This is a genomic window from Lacipirellula limnantheis (assembly GCF_007746075.1).
Taxonomy (GTDB): domain Bacteria; phylum Planctomycetota; class Planctomycetia; order Pirellulales; family Lacipirellulaceae; genus Lacipirellula; species Lacipirellula limnantheis.
The window spans coordinates 4,678,293-4,695,569 of sequence record NZ_CP036339.1 but is presented as its reverse complement, the minus strand read 5'-3'; the positions used below and the strand labels follow the sequence as shown (position 1 = coordinate 4,695,569).

Here is a 17,277-nt window from a genome sequence, read left to right as displayed (position 1 = left end):
GCACTTGCGGTCGCCGGCCTGCAGGATAGGTGGGGCGTCGTTTGCCGTCTACATGCCGGCCCCTACTTGGCTCCGGTCAGGCCCTTGATCAACTTCACTTCGGCGTCAATGTAAGGCTTGCCGTCGGCGTGGAAGATCTCGTGGTGCCACGGCTTCGGTTCGCCCAGTTCGGGCATTTGCCACGTCGGCCATGGGTACTTGGTATTCGTCTTGCCGTCGACGAGCCCCCAGCAGTAGCAGCCGATTTTCTCCTTCTTGAAGATGGGCAATACCGCTTCCCACGTGCTGCCGGCGCCGCGAGCGAGGAACTCAGTGCAGATCAACGGCCGGCCCGTCTTGCGGAGTTGTGCGATCCGACCATTGAGCACTTCCGGCCCGCTGTAGTCGTGGAACGAGACGACGTCGCTCAGTTCCAACGCGGCCTGATGAACGAGATTCAGCTTGGCAGGCGCGTCCCATTCGGGCCCGCGCCACACGCCGACCGTTAGCGGCTGCGCGGGGCCTGCCGCCCGCGCCCATTCAAAGCTCTTGCGCACAAGTCGCTCGGCGACTTCGTCCTTGTTTTCCAACTCCAGCGGACCGTAGCTGTTGGCGTTGGGATTGTCGGGCTCGTTAAACAAATCCCACGCCAGCACTCGCTCGTCTTGGCCGTAGCGTTTGACGACCGCCGTCACATAATCCTGCAGCGCGTCCTGCTTCGCGGGGTCGGCGAGAACCACGCGGCCCGGGCTTTGGACCCAGCCGCTGTTGTGGACGCCGGTCCGCGGACGTCGCTGCGGTCCCGATTGCGGATCGGGATCCCACACGCCATCGAACAGGACGATCATCGGGCGTATCTTGTGCTTCGCGCAGATCTCGAGGAATTGATCGACGCGCTCGAAAAAACCTTCGGGTTCGTCGCGCCATGGCACGTCATGCAGAAATACCCGCACCGTGTTCATGCCCAGCGATGCGGCCCAACCCAATTCGCGATCGATTGTTTCGGCGTCGAACGTGTCAGATTGCCACATCTCGAGCTGGTTAATCGCAGAGCTCGGCGAGAAGTTGCAACCGACGAGCCAGGGCTGTTCGTCGTACCACTTGTTGGCCTTCTCGGCGGACCACTGCTCGCCAGCGTTGACGGAAATGACGAGCTGGGCGACAAACGTCGCGGTCAGTGCCGCCGTCATGGCGAGTCGTCGACACCCAAGGGCACTCAATCGAACGTAGAGGTTGCCGGACTTCATCGGACTGCTTCCGCCGGGGTGAACAAGCATCAACGAGTATCAGATTCGATTGTGCGCGGAGCGGCCGTTGCGCGGCAACCCATTGAAATCGAAATTTGCCGAGAGCCTCCGGACACGATCTCAAATGAGATTGAGATCCGCGGCACGTCCCTGTAGCGGCCCTCAGGCGCGGGCTCCGCAAGCGTGAGCTACGGGGGCTAGAAGTGCGTCGAGCGCCGCGGCCGTTTAAGCCTGGCGCCGACGCCATGGCAACTGGTGCTCTGCGGCCCGTTCGCCGCGCCGGCGCAACGCCTTTCGCAGCGGCACAAAGCTGAGCGCCGCGGCGAGGCCGACGCCCAGCATCCGTCGATCTCGATCGCCGTGCGGCGACAACAAGGCAGTAGCTTCCGCCTCCCGCCCCTCGGCCGAGGGCCAGTCAGAAAACGCTTCATCGCGATGATGGGCGGAGCCTGTCGAGTGCGGGGATTCGATCGCCTCGCCGTTCAACGAAAATAGGTCCTGAAGATCCAAATCAACAGCCGTCGCAGCGACAAGTCCGCCGTCTGGATGGGCCGACGAATCGGCCGGGAACGAGTTCTCGCTCAGCGCGGGGGCGGCGACTGCGGTCCGCTGGGCGGCGCGCTCGACCGCTTCCAGGGCGAACACATTCAGCGACGCCAGTGCCACCGCCTCATCATTATTAGCGGCGTGCTCATCGGCTGGATGGTCTTCGGAGCCAGAGGGCTGGTGACTCGCTTCGGCCACTTCGTAGACCACCGCCCGCCCGCGCAGGCCTTCCAATCGCCCGGGTTCGCCACTGCGCGCGGCTGGCGCTTCGCGCAGTTGTTCGTGGCTGTGCTTGGCGCGAGCGATGCTGGACGAACCGTAGCCGTCCGACAATGTCAGGCCGGTCGGCGCCACAAATGGCGTCAGAGCAATCTGGCCCCCCTCATTTTCCTGTCCATTGCCGGGCTTTTCCGTGGGCGTCGGCATCGGCGCGGGGATCACCGACAGGTCGCTGTTGACCGACGGGCTCGACAGTTCAGGGCCGCTCAGCGACATGCCGTAGTCGTCCGCCGTCGCGGGTTCGAACTTATCAAAGGCGCTATCGAACGCCCCGCCGATCGCCAGATATGCCGCCTTGTCGGCGGGAGCGAACTCCCAGTCGCCAATCACTTGGCGCGTCACGCCGCCAAACGATCCCTGGACGAGCGTCGTCAACGGCTCCGTGCGAATCGCAAACGTCGCCAATTGTCCAACGGCAATGCCATCGAACTGATTACTGACAGCCGACCAGTTGACAAACTCATCCGCGGCAAACGACAGGGTTATTGTCCCGCCATCGTTCGTCAGCATCAGATCGCGGTCGCTGACCGTGAACTCGCGGAGTTGACCATCGGCGGCCGACAGCGCGATTCGCGATTCGCAACGTTCAAACGACAGACGCCGACGTCGCGACGCCCATGCGCTTTGGCGCCCGCGGCGATCAGCGGCCAGGTTGCGAATCCATTGGAAAAGGCGAGCCATATCGTATGGTCCGGAGCTGACTTCAGCGGCGACGTCCGTCGTCACGGCGACGATTCGACTGGCGGACGCGGCGGGTTTAATTTACCCCAAATCGGGTCATCTTGCAAAAATCCGAGCGCGGAAACGGTCCGCAGCGCCGCCACGTCGCAGCCTTGTGAGGCAGCCTCACGCAGGGTTTCGGCAGCGGCGGCCTCGAATTCCGCGGCCAGCAACGAGTGTTTCCCATTGTTTTCGGGCGACAAGGCTCCCTCGGCGCGGATTTGACCTGCTGCTTCTGCCAGTTCGACGGCGACCTTGCCAAGATGCTCGCCATCGGCCGGCCACAGCTGGCGCCGCTGGAGGGCCACCTGGGCGGCGTCTGCTGGACGGCCCGCTGCTCGAAGCGCGCGGCCGTAGTTGAAATAGTGCTTGCTCAGAAACTCCCGATATTCAATCACCTGGGGCGCTTCGTCGAAAGCGCACCGCTGATGTTCGATGGCGGCTTCATAAACGGCGATCGCCTCGGCGGCTTTGCCCGATGTTTCGAGCGCCGAGGCACGATTGTTCAGCACCACCCCGGCAAAACTGTGAAATGTGATTTCATGCGGATAGTCGTCCGCTAATTGCAGTGCGATTTCCTCGGCATCGGCGAACGACTTGATCGCGGCATCGAGATTGCCAAGCGCTTGCTGCGCTTGCGCTAGGTTATTGAGCGAAACCGCCAGATCTCGGCGATAGAGAACGACGGCGCCCGCCTGCCGAGTCAGCTGCCGTTGCAGCTCGATCGCCTTGCGATAAGACTCGCATGCCGCTTCCCAGTCTTCGCGGTGGCCGAGAATGGAACCCAAATTGTTCTGGCAGAGCGCCAAGTCGCTGCGAAATGCCAGGCGAGACGAATTCTCGGCGACGAGCTCATCAAGCAGCGCGATGGCGCTACGGCATGAAGTTTCAGAGTCGTTCCAATCGTCTCCTCGCTCAACGAAGCTCAGATTGTTGTAGCCAATTGCCAGCGTATGACGGAGGTCGACGTCGTCCGGCTCCTCCTCGAGGAGTTGCTTGAACAGCCGGATCGCGGCGGCGAGCGACTTGCGTGCGGCGTTCTTGTCGCCGAGTTGTCCTTGCAACAGGCCAAGGTTACTGTACGTCTCCGCCAGCGATTGCTCCGGCTGCGCGGCGCCCGGCCGTCGATCAGCGATCGTCTGCTGCAACTGGATGGCCCGCGCATACGCTTCGAGCGCTTTCTGCGACTTGCCGGTGGCTCCCAAGAGCAGTCCGAGACTGTTGTAGGCATTGGCCTGGCGAGCCTGCAGCGTTTCGTCATCGGGAGACTTCGCGGTTAACTCTGCGAACAATTGGAGCGACCGATCGCAGAATTCGAGTGCATCCTGGCGATCGCCGATGGCCTCGGCAATTACTGCCGCCTTGTGATAGGCGCCCGCCATTTCGGCGGCGAGTTGTTCATCGCCAGCCGCGCGGGCCACGAACTGGCGATAATACTCCAGCGTGTCGTTCAACAGCGTCCGCCGCAGCGGTTCAGCCCCGGGAAGTCGCGACAGCTCGTTCGCGATGCCGCCGAAGCGATCGACGACCTGACGCGCCTGTTGGTAATGCTCCTCCGCGCGAAGGCGGTTTGCTTCGGACGCGGCAAGTGCGTCCTTGGTGCGTCGCTCTCCTTGGGCGATCATCAAGGCGGAAGTCGCCGAGACGCAGGTGAGCACCACTAAGAACGTTGCCGCAAGGGCGACAATCTTGCGGTGCCGCAGGGCCCATTTGGCGGCGCGATCAATCGGCGTCGGCCGGCGCGCCTCCGTCGGCTCGCCGTTGAGGAATCGGCGGAGGTCTTCAGCGAGGGCGCGGGCCGTCGGATAGCGCTCGTCCCGCGCCTTAGCCAGCGCGCGAAGCGTAATCGTCTCGAGGTCGAACGGCACCGAAGGATTGAGGCTTCGCGGCGACGCTGGCTCAACCGCTTCAATCTGCCGCAGGATCTCTTGGCGGCCGCTGCCGACATGGGCCGGCCGCAGCGTGAGCAGCTCGTAGAGCGTGGCGCCGAGAGCGTAGACGTCGGTGCGCGCGTCGACGAGCGCCGAGTTGCCGGCGGCCTGCTCCGGGCTCATGTAGCGAATCGTCCCGACGATGTCGCCGGAGATGGTCACCCCCGAGTCTGACTGGATTCGAGCCAACCCAAAGTCGGTAATCCAGAGCTTTCCGCTCCGATCGAGCAGCAGATTCGAAGGCTTCACGTCGCGATGGATGACCCCCAATTGATGGGCATGATCTACCGCATCGGCGGCCTGCAGCATCAGTCGGGCGACGCTGTGGCAATACGTACGGCTGTGAGTCGAAACCCGCGTTGAGAAGGCCGAGTCGATCGCCGTGTCACGCTCGCGTTCGGCGACTTTCACTGCCGCACTGGCGCGTGAGTAGGAGATGGTCGGATCAGCGGGCATCGCATAGCCGCGAAGTTCATCGATCGCGTGCTCCAGCGACTGCCCCGCGATGAATTGCATCGCGAAATAGTGGACGCCGCGTTCCTGGCCGACGGCGTGCACCGGGACGATGTTGGGATGATGGAGCTGCGCCGCGGCCTGCGCCTCGGTGCGAAAGCGAGCGATTTGCCGCTCGTCAAGCATGGCGGCGAAGGGGAGCACTTTGAGGGCGACGAGACGGTTTAGCGAAAGCTGCCGCGCCTCGTACACTACCCCCATGCCGCCGCGACCAACTTCGCGGATAATTTCGTAATCGCCGAGTCGCTTGGCCCGCCCCGTTGCAGCCGAGGCCTGCGGTTGGGCAGACTCGGGACGAAGTCCCGTCGTCATTTGATGCAAGACCTGCAAGCTATCGGCGTAGGATCGCAGCTCCTCGGCCAGATCGGGATGTTCGACTGCCAAGCGCTCGACGTCGGGCGGCAGGCCCGTCGACTCGAGCTCGCTCATGTATTCGTCGAGCACCAATGCCAGCCTCTCGCCGCGTTCGTCGACCGCGGGCGAAACGACCGTTTCGTCTTCGTTGCCGCCGGCCGTCATGCCAGCCCCCTGGCGCCGAGCCGCTCACGCAACATCTTTACCGCCCGCAACCACAACATGCGCACGGCGCCAGAGGAACGCTCCATTCGCTTGGCGACTTCGTCGAACGGCAGGGCCTCGATATGTCGCAGGACAATGACGTCTCGATAATCAGCAGGGAGTTCTGCAAGCTGATCCGCTAGGACCAACTCCATTTCGCGCCGATGGGCCCCGGCGCTCGGCGACGAACCTGGATCAGGGATTACCGCCTCGAGTCGCGCCGTCGACTGCTCGAGCGCCGTGGCAAGTCGTTCCAACGACACCTCGCGCCGCACGTCGCGCTTTTCGGCCAAAACATGCTGCTCGACGACGCGGCAGAGATTGTTGACCAGGATCTTACGCAGCCAGCCGACGAACTCCGCTGAACTATGCCCGCGAAATTGCGGAAAGTCACGGTGGGCCTCGAAAAAGGTCTCCTGCACAACGTCCGATGGGCTGACCCGCACGCGTAGATTCTTTTCGAGTTGGGCGAAGACGAGGAGTTTTAGGTAGTTTGTGTAAAGCTGCAGCAACTCGCCCAGCGACTCGACCGAGCCGGTTTGGGCGGCGGCGAGGAGTTCATTCGTGCGGGTTTGGCTGTGGTGGGGCATATAGGCGCGCCGTTGCTTTCAGTATGGAACAGGCCGTGCTAGTTGGCGATTGTCACGGTCCTTCGCAATCATCGGGAATTTTTTCGCTGTGCGTTCTTCGATGATCGCCAAGCCCGCTGCGCCTCGATTTTTTGCCAGCAGCGAATGGTTCGATTATAAACGGCGTACTCATTCTCGCCTCAAGGCGGCGGCAGGCCGACTTTTCTCCCGGAAAAACAGCCCCCATGCGTGCCCTCCTGCGGCTATTTGGCGCCGGCATCGTCGCGCTCGCCGTTGAGCACGGACGGGCAACCGCGGCTGATGGAACGGCGGCGGAACCAGTAACGCCAGGTATTCGACTCAATACCGTCGGCTACCTTCCAGGGCGCCCAATGGCGGCGTCCGTGGCGAAACAGAGCGGGACGTTCCAGATACGACGACTCGACGACGGGGCGATCGTCTGGGAGGGGGAGCTCTCGCCGCCGCGGCTTAATGCCGACACCGGCGAGCAGTTGTCCGCGGCTGACTTCTCCGCGTTAGGGACGCCTCCGGCCGGCGACTACGAATTGATCGTCGCCGAATCAGGCGAACGCGTCCGTTTTCGGATCGCGTCCGATCTTTACCGCGAACCGTTCCGCTTGGCGACGCAGGCAATGTCGCTATGGCGTTGCGGAACGCCGGTGCATGGCGAACATGCGGGCGAGCATTTCGAGCATGGGCCGTGCCATATGGACGACGCCCTACTCGACTTCGTCGGCGAGCCGGGACGCCGCGGCCCGATGACCGGCGGATGGCATGATGCCGGCGACTACAACAAGTATGTCGTTAATGCCGGCGCGACGGTTGGCGTCATGTTTCGAGCCTGGAGCGATTTTGGTCCGGCAATCGAGCGCGTGAACCTCGGAGTGCCGCAAACGACGCCGCGCCTTCCCGGCTTCCTCGCGGAGCTGAAATGGGAGCTCGATTGGCTCCGTTCGATGCAGGCGGCCGATGGATCGGTCTATCATAAGGTGAGTGCCAAGGGCTTTGGCGGCATGGTCGCCTCGGACAAGGACGCGGATCCCCGCTTCGTTGTGCCTTGGAGTAGCGCTGCCACCGCGGATTTCACGGCGATGATGGCCCAAGCAGCGCGGATTTACGCGCCTTACGACGCACAGTTCGCCGCCGAATGTCGAGATGCTGCGCAACGAAGTTTTGCCTTCTTGCAAGCTCATCCAGAGGAACACAAAGCGGAACAAGCGGCGTTTCAGACCGGCGGTTACGACGCACCCGATGATGACGATCGACTCTGGGCCGCGGCGGAATGGTGGGAGACCAGTGGCGACGCCGCCGCCCTGGCGGAATTGGAGGAGCGTATTGCGGCAACGCCGAACGTAGACGTCGATTGGGATTGGCAAAACCTGAAGAACCTGGGACTGCTGACCTTTCTTTTTTCTGAGCGACAGGGCCGCGATCAACGACTCGTTGACCAGGTTCGCAAGAGCTTGCTCGCCGCTGCAGATAGAATCGTCGCGTCGTCGCGAGCGCATGGTTACGCCCGCCCACTCGGTACAACCTACTACTGGGGTTGCAATGGCACGGTCGCGCGACAGTCGCTGGTGCTGGAGGCCGCCTATCGGCAGACCGGCGATGACGCCTACCGCGACACGATTCTCGACGGCTTGAATCATCTGCTGGGACGCAACTATTTTGGCCGCTCGTTCGTCACCGGTCTGGGGGAGCGGCCGCCGCTCCATCCCCATGATCGCCAATCCGCAGGCGATTCCGTTGCTCAGCCTTGGCCCGGTTATCTGGTTGGTGGCGCCAACCCACGGGCGAGCGACTGGTCCGACCGCATGGAAGATTACCGGACCAATGAGATTGCCATTAACTGGAACGGGGCCTTGATCTACGCCTTAGCATCGCAGCTTGAATCGCCTCGAGAGTGAGTTTGCCAGGTCGAGATTGGCGACGTCGCCACCTGAAAAAACTGTCAGGAAATTAGTTGACACCGGTGGCAGGTCGCATTAAATTGCCATCGGTGGCACTTCTCTGGCTCGTCTATTCTTCTCGTTTCTAAGCTATATTCGTTATAGCCGGTTAGTGTTCTGCGACCGGTGGCAGTTAGGTGAGACCTAACGCGCCTTCCGACTTTGCACGCCGAACTTACCTCAGTTCCATATGCCCGCAACCATTTACGACATTGCGCGCGAGGCTGGCGTCTCCAGCTCGACAGTTGCCCGCGTCCTGCGCGGCGACACAAAGGGCGATCGCAAAGATAGCGCGGAGCGGGCGGCCCGCATTCGTCAGATCGCCGATAATCTCGGCTACCGACCAAATTTGCGGGCCCGCGCCTTTTCAGAGCAGAGGACTAAGGGAATTGGTCTCCTCTACACCGACGACGCCTGGGTGTTTGAGGGCGTGAACGACAAAGTCTTGCAGGGGCTCGTCCGCGAGCTACGCAAGCACGACCATCACCTGCTGCTTGTTCCTGTTGACGCCGGCGGCGACTGGGAAGAACTGCTGTTGGGAGGGCATGTGGATGGCTGCGTGACATTCCAGCCGCTGCCCGATGCGGTTCGCGACGGTTTACGCAACGCCGCGCTCCCCTGCGTGATGCTGGGGGACAACTCTGATCCCGAGATGCCCCATATCGTGGTCGACGACGTGACCGGGTCCTATTCCGCGGCACGCCATCTCATCGCGCTAGGGCATCGACGCATCGGTCTTTACGTCCACAAGACGGTCAAGCCGCACTGCAGTATTCAGGAGCGGTTCCAAGGGTTCGAAACGGCGATGACTGAAGAGGGTTTGGAGCCCAACTTCTGGCATTGCGCTGAAGATGAAATGATCGCCGTACTCACGCGCGGCGGCGCTCGGCCCACCGGACTGATCTGCTACAGCGATCTCGAATCGACGCTGATCGGACATGCAATGTGGCAATACGGTCTAAAAATCCCGAACGATCTGAGTTTAATTGGCTTCAACGACAAATTTGCCACCAAGTACATGACGCCGCCGCTGACGACCGTCGGCTTCGACGCCAACAAGATCGGCACCCTTGGCGCCGAGATGATTATTCGCAGCCTCACGGGCGAAAGTTCCAAGGCGGCGCCGGCTATAACCTCGGTAAACGTGAAGACGCAACTTATCGTTCGCGGTTCCACCGCGGCCCCGCCGCGCGAGAGCTAGCGGGTGGCTCCACAGCCTTCTCACAACAAGGGCAATGCCTATGCACAGATCGTGATCGACGAATCCTTGTCGGCCGGCCCGATTGCAATTGCGTCTCATCATCTCGGCCCGGCGCATCAACTCCTCCACTTCTCATGAAAGGCGACTAATGATGCATCGATGCAACTTTCTTGCGCACGCGTGCCGCGTCGCGTTCGTCGCGACGGCGTGCTTGGCGTTGCCGGCACGGGGCGACACGCTGCTCTCCGGCTTCGAAGGCGATCTCTCGTCGAGCGCGGGTCCTGCCTGGTCGACGGGCTTGACCCACAGTTACACGGCAGCAGGGGCGACTCAAGGTTCCACGGCCATTGAACTGACTCACGGAACTGGTTGGACGCAAAACTTTACGCTCGACGGCGGCGCGGTCGCGCCAATTGTGGCGAGCAGCGACAAGTTCCTGCTCGACGCCACCGTTCCGGCAACGGCGGAATGGCGTCAGTTGTTCATTGTGATGCAAGGAGCGGGGCTCGGTTGGTCGCAACGTGGACCGTACGACCTTCCGGCCGGGGCAACGACGCCGGTGTCGCTTGATCTAGCTGCGGAAGGCTTTAAAGCCGCGGCTGCTGCGGGCGACCAATCCTGGTGGCAGGTCTATCTGATTTTCCAAGGGGGTGACGTTGGCGCTCCGTCGCAGATCACGACGACGATCGACAACATTCGCTTCTCCGCCGTGCCGGAACCGGCGACGGCGGCGATGGCGATCGGGGGATTGATCGGCGCGGCGTTCATTCGCCGCCGCCGGTCTTAGCAGCCAACGGAAGAAGCGGTGGGACGCGAGGTTTCGCTCGCGGCAACCGTATCCCGCGACGCGTTTACCGGCCTGCCCTGCGCCTTGGGGGGCAGTGGGGCAGGCCGGCCGCGTCGAGGCGCGGCGCTATTCAAACCAAGTTCAACACGATAACGAGACGAATACACCCTTGTTCGTGGAATCGTTCCGGCGGAACGCTTTCAGAACATCGGTCTGTGACAAGACGAAGCTGTCGCGGCAGGCGGGCGGCAGAGCGGTTCGCAGCGAGCACTAACACTTTTCGAATCTAAAGGGCGTGGACATGAATCGCACATATTTCCTTCAAGGCTGGCGATTGACCGGTTACTTCGTATTGGCCGCAGCTTGCGTCATGGGACAGGCGCGTAGCATGGCGGCGGATACGCTAGTCTCCGGGTTCGACGGCGACCTCAGTAGTTCACTTGGCGTGAACTGGGAAGTCTTTGGACCGAATTGGTCGACCGAATTCACTCCACAGCTATCCCAGGGCACCGGCGCGCTCAAGGTGCACCACAATACTAACTGGCAGGTTGGACTGAAGCTGGCTGGCGGCGAGGCGCTCGCCCAACTGGTGGCCGCGAACGATACGCTCGAACTCGATGCGATCGGCGCTTTCGGCATGGCTTGGCGGCAAGTCTTTGTCGTGCTCAATGGCAACAACGAGCATGTCGGATGGCAGCAAACGGAGGAGTTCGCACTAACTGTCCCCAGCGAGGCGGAGCCGTTCAATCACTTCGTCATTGATCTGACCGACGGTAATCGCAACGCGGCCGGGGCCCAAGACTGGAAGGCGAAGGCGCAAGCGTGGCTTGCCGCCCCCGCAGGCGACACCAAGACCTATTTTGAACTGTTCATCGGCTTCCAAGGGGGGAGCAACGCGCCGACCGCCGACTTCAACTTCGATACGTTCGTCGATGGACAAGACTTCCTCATCTGGCAGCAAAATTTCGGCAATATGGAAGCCGGTCCGGAGCAGGGAGACACGAATTTTGACGCCATCGTCGACGGCGTCGATCTGGCGGCGTGGAGCGGCGAGTTCGGCAGCCCCGTGGTGTCGACGATCGACAACATCGTGTTCAAAAAGAACGCCATCTCGGCAGTGCCCGAACCGTCGCTGGCCGTCGGCGGAATTGTCGCGGCGCTTGCCATTGCGGCACGCTGCCGCCGTCGCTCGTGATCCTGCGAACTCCTAGGAGGCTCGTGCCATGACGATGAGAGTTGGCATGATTTGCAGGGGAGCGACTTGTCGTAAACGGCGGAGTCGTTGGGCGATCGCGTGCGTCGTCGGCCTCGTCGCGGGTTGTTCCGGGAGCAATCCGTACGACCTGGTGGATGTCTCCGGAAAGGTCTCCTATGACGACGGATCGCTCATCCCTGCGGGGTCGATCATGCTGAAGTTCAATCCGGAGGCGCCGCCGCTCGACGCGAAAACCCATCCGCGGAAGGGTTTTGCGCTCGTCAACGTCAGCGACGGGACCTTTGCATCGGCCACTACGCATAAGAATGCCGATGGCCTCGTGGCGGGCAAACACAAGGTGCTGGTCGTCGCTTACGCGGCGGACGGGAAGTCGGCCAATGTCGTGCCGAAGGAATACCAACGCCCCGACACGACGCCGATTGAAATCGATACGGCGAATCTCCCGTTGGAGATCAAAGTCCAAAAACCAACTGGCGGCAAATGACAAACCGCGTTACTCCCAAGACCGTCAGCCGCATTTCGCTGCCGCCGGATGCCGGTCGCTCAATGTTAGGCGCGTTGATGATTACTGCATTTCCCAGGCGCTGCCGTCGCCATCCTGCGACTCGTCCCGCCAAGTTGGCGCGGGGATTTACCCTCGTTGAACTGCTGGTGGTCATTGCGATTATTGGCGTTCTCGTCGCGCTGCTGCTGCCTGCCGTGCAGTCCGCGCGTGAAGCGGCGCGGCGATCCCAGTGCACGAACAATATCAGGCAACTCGCGCTCTCTTGCATCACGTATCACGACGCAAGGAAGACGTTTCCGCCGGCGTTGACCTACTCCGAGGCAGCGCTGAAGGCCCGCGGAAATACGCCCACCGCCGGCGGCATGACGGGCGTCGATGGTAATCCATATCACGGCCCTAATTGGGCGATCATGATCCTCCCGTACATCGAACGGCAGACGCTGTACTCCAGCTTCAACTTCAAGGAGTACATCTCCGCGGACGCCAATCGAGAGCAGCGGGGGACGCAGATCCCGACGATGCTCTGCCCGACCGACGGCGCATTCAACACGCAACCGTTCAACGCCGTCGCCGCTCAGGGAGGCGACAACTGGGCCCGCGGCAACTACGGGGCAAATGGTTCCCTCTCCCATTGCAAAGACGGCAATCTCGCCTTTTCACCCACTCAGACGGAACCCGCCTGGATCTGGTTTGGCAATTCGTCGTGGGGCGATCTATCGTGGACGCGCGGCGTGATGGGAGGCAACACGGCCCTCGCCATTAAGCAGATCGATGACGGAACCTCGAATACGGTCTTGCTGACGGAACTCCGCGCCGGCCTCAGCCCCGGCGATCGCCGCGGCATCTGGGCGATGGGCATGGCGGGGGCGAGCAGCGTCTGGGGCCATTCCACCGATGACTGCATTGGACCGAATTCGTGCATCAGCGGAGCCGATAACATCCTCGGCTCCAACCGTGCTGTCGCCGAAGTCGGGGAGAGCACGCTGATTCAAAACTGCATGGGAGTCAGCAGCGGCGGCAGCACCAGTTTTCAGGCCGCACCGCGCAGTCAGCATGTCGGCGGCATCAACGTCGCGTTCGCCGACGGCAGCGTGGCGTTCATCACCGAGAACATCGAGACGCACCACGGCGCTGGCCAGAACATTGCGTACGATCCCAGCGGCTTTCGAGATTTCGGCGCTTGGGAAAAGATTATGTGCTCGTCCGACGGCGGCACGTTCAATCGCAACGAATTCTAGCAAGCTAGCGTCTCGCCCATTGTGCTAGCGATGTAAAGTGGCGCTCGCCGGATCGTTGCCACGCTCGACGCTAACCCTAAGAATCGAAGACATCGCCCCACTCTTCATCCCGCTGTCTGGGAGGCTTCGGTGTTTTACCCGACGAGAACGTTCCCTGCGACGTTTCGACCTTGGCGCCTCCTCGCGATGGTTGCCGCGTTGCTGGTCATTCAGGCGACGTCGGCGACCGAGTCGTCGGCAATCACCCCGGACAACCCCGGTTCCGCCGACGTGCGGCTCACGATCAATTCGCTCGCGACTCCGTCGCGCGCAATCTCGCCATACATCTACGGCATGAACTTCTTCGCTGGCTCGTCGCTCACTAATCCGGTGACGGTCGATCGGCTCGGCGGGAATCGCTGGTCGGGGTACAACTGGGAAACCAACGCGTCGAACGCCGGGAGCGATTGGTTCCACCAGAGCGACACCTTTCTCGTCGGCGGCGCGAACAATACCCCTCCGGGCCAGGCCGTCTTGCCGTCGCTGCAATCGGCAGCGACCAACGACCGCGCCCTCATCGTCACCGTTCCGATTGCCGGGTACGCCTCCGCCGATACGTCTGGCCCGGTTACCGAGGCGCAAGCGGCCCCATCGTCGCGTTGGCGAGAGGTGATAGCCAAGAAGTCGGCAAAGTATCCCGGCGCGCCGCTCGCGCTGGCGCCAAACAAGACTGACGGATATGTTTTCACTGACGAGTTTGTCAATTGGGTCGAGCAAACCAAACAGCCGGGCCAAGAGGTGTTCTACAGTCTCGACAACGAACCGGGCCTGTGGAACCACACTCACCAACGCCTACATCCGGGGCAACCGACGTTTGCCGAGCTGCGAGACAAAACGATTGCCCACGCATCGGCGATCAAAGACGTTAATCCCAACGCCAAAGTCTTTGGCGGCGTCGGGTACGGCTGGCAGGATTTCGTTCAGCTGCAAGACGCGACAGACAAGGTGACGTCGCCGTCTCATCCGGGGGGAGATCAGTCGGGCGAATTGCACTTTTACGAATGGCTGCTCAAGGAAACTGCCGCCGCCGAAGCGGCGCAGGGCCGCAAGCTCATGGATGTTCTCGATTTGCACTGGTATCCAGAAGCCACGGGAGGCGGCGTTCGCATTACGGAGAACGACAATTCCGCGGCGGTGGTCGCGGCCCGCGTCCAGGCTCCCCGTTCGCTGTGGGATCCGACGTACACGGAAACGAGTTGGATCAGTCAATGGGGCACCTGGACGGGCAGCCCGGGCAATCCCGGTCCGGTCCGACTGCTGCCGCGCGTCCAACGCGACGTCAACGACTTCAATCCGGGCACGAAGATCGCCATCACAGAGTACAACTACGGGGGCACCAACCACATTTCGGGCGGCATCGCCCAGGCCGACGCCTTGGGCGTCTTCGGCAAGCAGGACGTGTTCGCCGCCACGTTCTGGAGCCTTTACGGCGACAGCCAGTCGCAGTTCGCCTCCGGCGCGTTCAAGATGTATCTCAACTACGACGGCGCAGGCGGCCGCTTCGGCGATGAGTCGATCGCCGCCGCGACGACCTCTCTCGATCAATCGGCCGTCTACGCGAGTCTCGATTCGCAAGATGCAAATCAGATGATACTCGTGGCGATCAATCGGACCGCTGCCGCCAAGTCGACGGCGCTCGAGGTGACGCACGACCGGCGATTCGATCTCGCCGAGGTCTATCAGCTCACCTCCGCCAGCGCGACGCCGCAGCGCGTGGCTGATATTCCGATCGAACTGGTGAACGCCTTCCTCTACACGATGCCGGCCTACAGCGTCTCGACGATCGTCCTCCGCAGCGGCGCTGACGGCGACTTTAATCTCGACGGAGCCGTCGACGGGGATGATCTGGCGGTTTGGGAAACCGGCTTTGGCATGGCGAGCGGGGCGTCGTTCCGCGACGGCGACAACGATCGCGACGGCGACGTCGACGGCGCCGATTTCCTTGCGTGGCAGCGAGGCGTCCAAGCGGGCGCCGGCGCGACGCCGAGTTCGGCGGTTGTGCCGGAGCCAGCTAGTTGGGTCGCGACGATCATTGGCTTGGCGCCGGGAGTTAGGGCGCTTGGTCGCAAGCGGGCTGTTTGTCACTAGACTACGTTGCCCTTCTTCTGTCGCGTTGGCACTTGTGTCGCCTAAGCGCGTTTAGGCGACAAAAGTCCTAACGTGTTGTACCGCTGTGCTTTGGGTTTTTGTCGTCGTGACGGATCAGGCGACAACATTGATGGATTCCATCCGACGCTTGTTTGATTGACGCGATTTGTCGCGAAACTCCATTTGGGCGACACAAATCGTAAGGTGTTGTCTTGTTATAGGTTGCGTAGTTTTCCTGTAGCGACAGAAAGCATTACGACAGAAATGCGACGCATGGACCAAGGCCGCGCCGAACTATGCAGCGGACCTCGCGAAATGTTTCGGCATCGCCCGGAACGCTAACGTTGCGTCGACGCAAATCGTCCTTTTGCAAGCAGCGCGCATGAGGGCTACGCTACTCGGCTTCTCCGAGGCTAGTTCAGGACTCGGGGCAATCGCACCTTAGCAGAGTGCGCGGCCGATTTCAGCAACCATTTTTGGCCACCCTGGCGACTGACGCTCAGTCGGCATGGGCGTCGGCGAATACCTGCAACACGCCCGGCAGCACGGTGAGATTCAGTTCGCGTTCGTCCTCTTCGGGCCGCAGCCACGGCTCGCCGTCGACGTGGGCCGCGATCGGGAGATCGCTGCGAATTCTCATCGCGGCGAATTCTCCCTGCTCGATCCACCCGTCTTGCGCCCGGTCGCGGCGCAGCGACTTGAGGATTTCCCACAGGAGTCGCAGCCGCGACGCCGGCGGGGCGATCAAGTAATCGAAGCGGCCGTCATCGACGCGCGCGCACGGCGTCAGATAAAACCGTCCCCCTGAACGACAGCCGTTGCTGATCGACAGAATCGCCGACTCGCGCGTCATCTCGACGCCGTCGATCGTCAGCTGCAGCTGCGCGCGCGGCGGTCGCCGCAGCAGCGTCTGCAGCACGGCCCGCAGATAAAGGCCCGAGCCGCGCGGCCATTGGAGTTCGTGACTGGCAAGATTGATTTGCCCCTCCAGCAGCGCACCAAGATTGTTGATCGAGTACCGCCGGCGGCCAGAGTTGGTCTCGACGAGCGCGGCGTCGACGGCGCGCACGTCGCCGTTCGCGAGTAGCTTGGCGTTGCACTCAAGATTCTTATCGATGCCGAGCGCGAACGCAAAGTCGTTTCCAGAGCCGGCGGGGATGATTCCCAGCGGCGGCCGTCCTCCGCCCGACATCGCAAGCAGCCCGTTGGCGACTTCGTGTACCGTCCCATCGCCGCCGATCGCGACGACGCCGTCGCAACCGTCGCGGGCCGCACGTGCGGCCAGTTCCACCGCTTCGCCGCGGCGCGTCGTTTTCAGGAGTTGCAACTCAACGCGTCCGGCCAGCGTTTGCTGCAACGAGTCGGCCAGCAGCGCGGTGCGGCCGCGGTCGGCTTGAGGGTTCAAGATGGCGATGAGTCGGCGCATGGCTTCTAAGAATATCGACGACAAGAACGAAGGCGCCCTGGCGAATAGAGCTGAAAGGTTGGGCCGGAATTGATGGAGGTTTCGATTGCCTGCGGCGCCTGACGCCTAGTGCTCATTTCTCCCGGAGGGAGACATCGATAATAGCCCAGCAGTTCACTGCTGGGTCGCGGGTTCGCTGATAATGGCAGTTGTCCCAGCGGGACAACTGAGAACAATGTGATCCATGGTGACGTTCTCAATCGTCCCTGCGGGACTTAACAACCTCTCCGGACTTCGTTACCCAGCGATGAATCGCTGGGCTACTTTCGGTCCTCCCGCTGGGACGAGCTCAATGTGCGGGCTGCTACCCGCCTGTCAGCGCGGGGTCACATGTGATCTCGATCCTGCTGCTGCACTTCTGTTGCTCTAGCCTATCGCCCGGTCTAAGCTGTTGTCGACGCTTCGGCTAGTAAATCGACCGGCAAT

General features: G+C 61.9%; 12 protein-coding genes. 7 read left to right on the top strand and 5 right to left on the bottom strand.

Going from position 1 to position 17,277, the window contains the following annotated elements:
* Positions 1-62 precede the first annotated feature (62 nt).
* The 4 genes from I41_RS18260 to I41_RS18245 form a co-directional block, all read right to left on the bottom strand.
* The gene (locus I41_RS18260; protein ID WP_210420994.1) at positions 63-1,226 is read right to left on the bottom strand and encodes a cellulase family glycosylhydrolase; all 1,164 of its coding nucleotides are present in this window, start codon (positions 1,224-1,226) and stop codon (positions 63-65) included.
* A gap of 225 nt (positions 1,227-1,451) precedes the next feature.
* Positions 1,452-2,732 carry a hypothetical protein gene (locus I41_RS18255; protein ID WP_145434338.1) on the bottom strand — a complete coding sequence of 427 codons (1,281 nt, stop codon included), beginning with the start codon at positions 2,730-2,732 and terminating at the stop codon, positions 1,452-1,454.
* 41 nt (positions 2,733-2,773) lie between these two features.
* Entirely contained in the window at positions 2,774-5,734 is a 2,961-nt protein-coding gene (locus I41_RS18250; RefSeq protein WP_145434337.1) for a serine/threonine-protein kinase, read from the bottom strand.
* Positions 5,731-6,363 carry a sigma-70 family RNA polymerase sigma factor gene (locus tag I41_RS18245; RefSeq protein WP_145434336.1) on the bottom strand — a complete coding sequence of 211 codons (633 nt, stop codon included), beginning with the start codon at positions 6,361-6,363 and terminating at the stop codon, positions 5,731-5,733. Before I41_RS18245 ends, I41_RS18250 begins: the two co-directional genes overlap by 4 nt.
* 224 nt (positions 6,364-6,587) lie before the next feature.
* Here I41_RS18245 and I41_RS18240 point away from each other — a divergent pair, with 224 nt between their 5' ends.
* From I41_RS18240 to I41_RS18210, 7 genes are all read left to right on the top strand, one after another.
* On the top strand, positions 6,588-8,270 hold the full coding sequence (locus tag I41_RS18240; RefSeq protein ID WP_145434335.1) for a glycoside hydrolase family 9 protein: 1,683 nt from the start codon (positions 6,588-6,590) through the stop codon (positions 8,268-8,270).
* 232 nt (positions 8,271-8,502) lie between these two features.
* A complete protein-coding gene (locus tag I41_RS18235) occupies positions 8,503-9,513 on the top strand; it encodes a LacI family DNA-binding transcriptional regulator (protein WP_145434334.1) in 1,011 nt (336 codons plus the stop codon).
* 148 nt (positions 9,514-9,661) lie between these two features.
* The gene (locus I41_RS18230) at positions 9,662-10,300 is read left to right on the top strand and encodes a PEP-CTERM sorting domain-containing protein (protein ID WP_145434333.1); all 639 of its coding nucleotides are present in this window, start codon (positions 9,662-9,664) and stop codon (positions 10,298-10,300) included.
* Between the two features lie 301 nt (positions 10,301-10,601).
* The gene (locus I41_RS18225) at positions 10,602-11,495 is read left to right on the top strand and encodes a hypothetical protein (protein ID WP_145434332.1); all 894 of its coding nucleotides are present in this window, start codon (positions 10,602-10,604) and stop codon (positions 11,493-11,495) included.
* 28 nt (positions 11,496-11,523) lie between these two features.
* A complete protein-coding gene (locus I41_RS18220) occupies positions 11,524-12,000 on the top strand; it encodes a hypothetical protein (protein ID WP_145434331.1) in 477 nt (158 codons plus the stop codon).
* Between the two features lie 77 nt (positions 12,001-12,077).
* On the top strand, positions 12,078-13,259 hold the full coding sequence (locus I41_RS18215; RefSeq protein WP_168206999.1) for a DUF1559 domain-containing protein: 1,182 nt from the start codon (positions 12,078-12,080) through the stop codon (positions 13,257-13,259).
* Between the two features lie 186 nt (positions 13,260-13,445).
* Positions 13,446-15,386: a glycoside hydrolase family 44 protein gene (locus I41_RS18210; RefSeq protein WP_145434329.1), complete on the top strand. Its 1,941-nt coding sequence runs from the start codon at positions 13,446-13,448 to the stop codon at positions 15,384-15,386.
* 499 nt (positions 15,387-15,885) lie between these two features.
* Here the strand turns inward: I41_RS18210 and I41_RS18205 are convergent, their stop codons facing one another.
* Entirely contained in the window at positions 15,886-16,812 is a 927-nt protein-coding gene (locus I41_RS18205) for a diacylglycerol/lipid kinase family protein (RefSeq protein ID WP_145434328.1), read from the bottom strand.
* Positions 16,813-17,277: the final 465 nt, after the last annotated feature.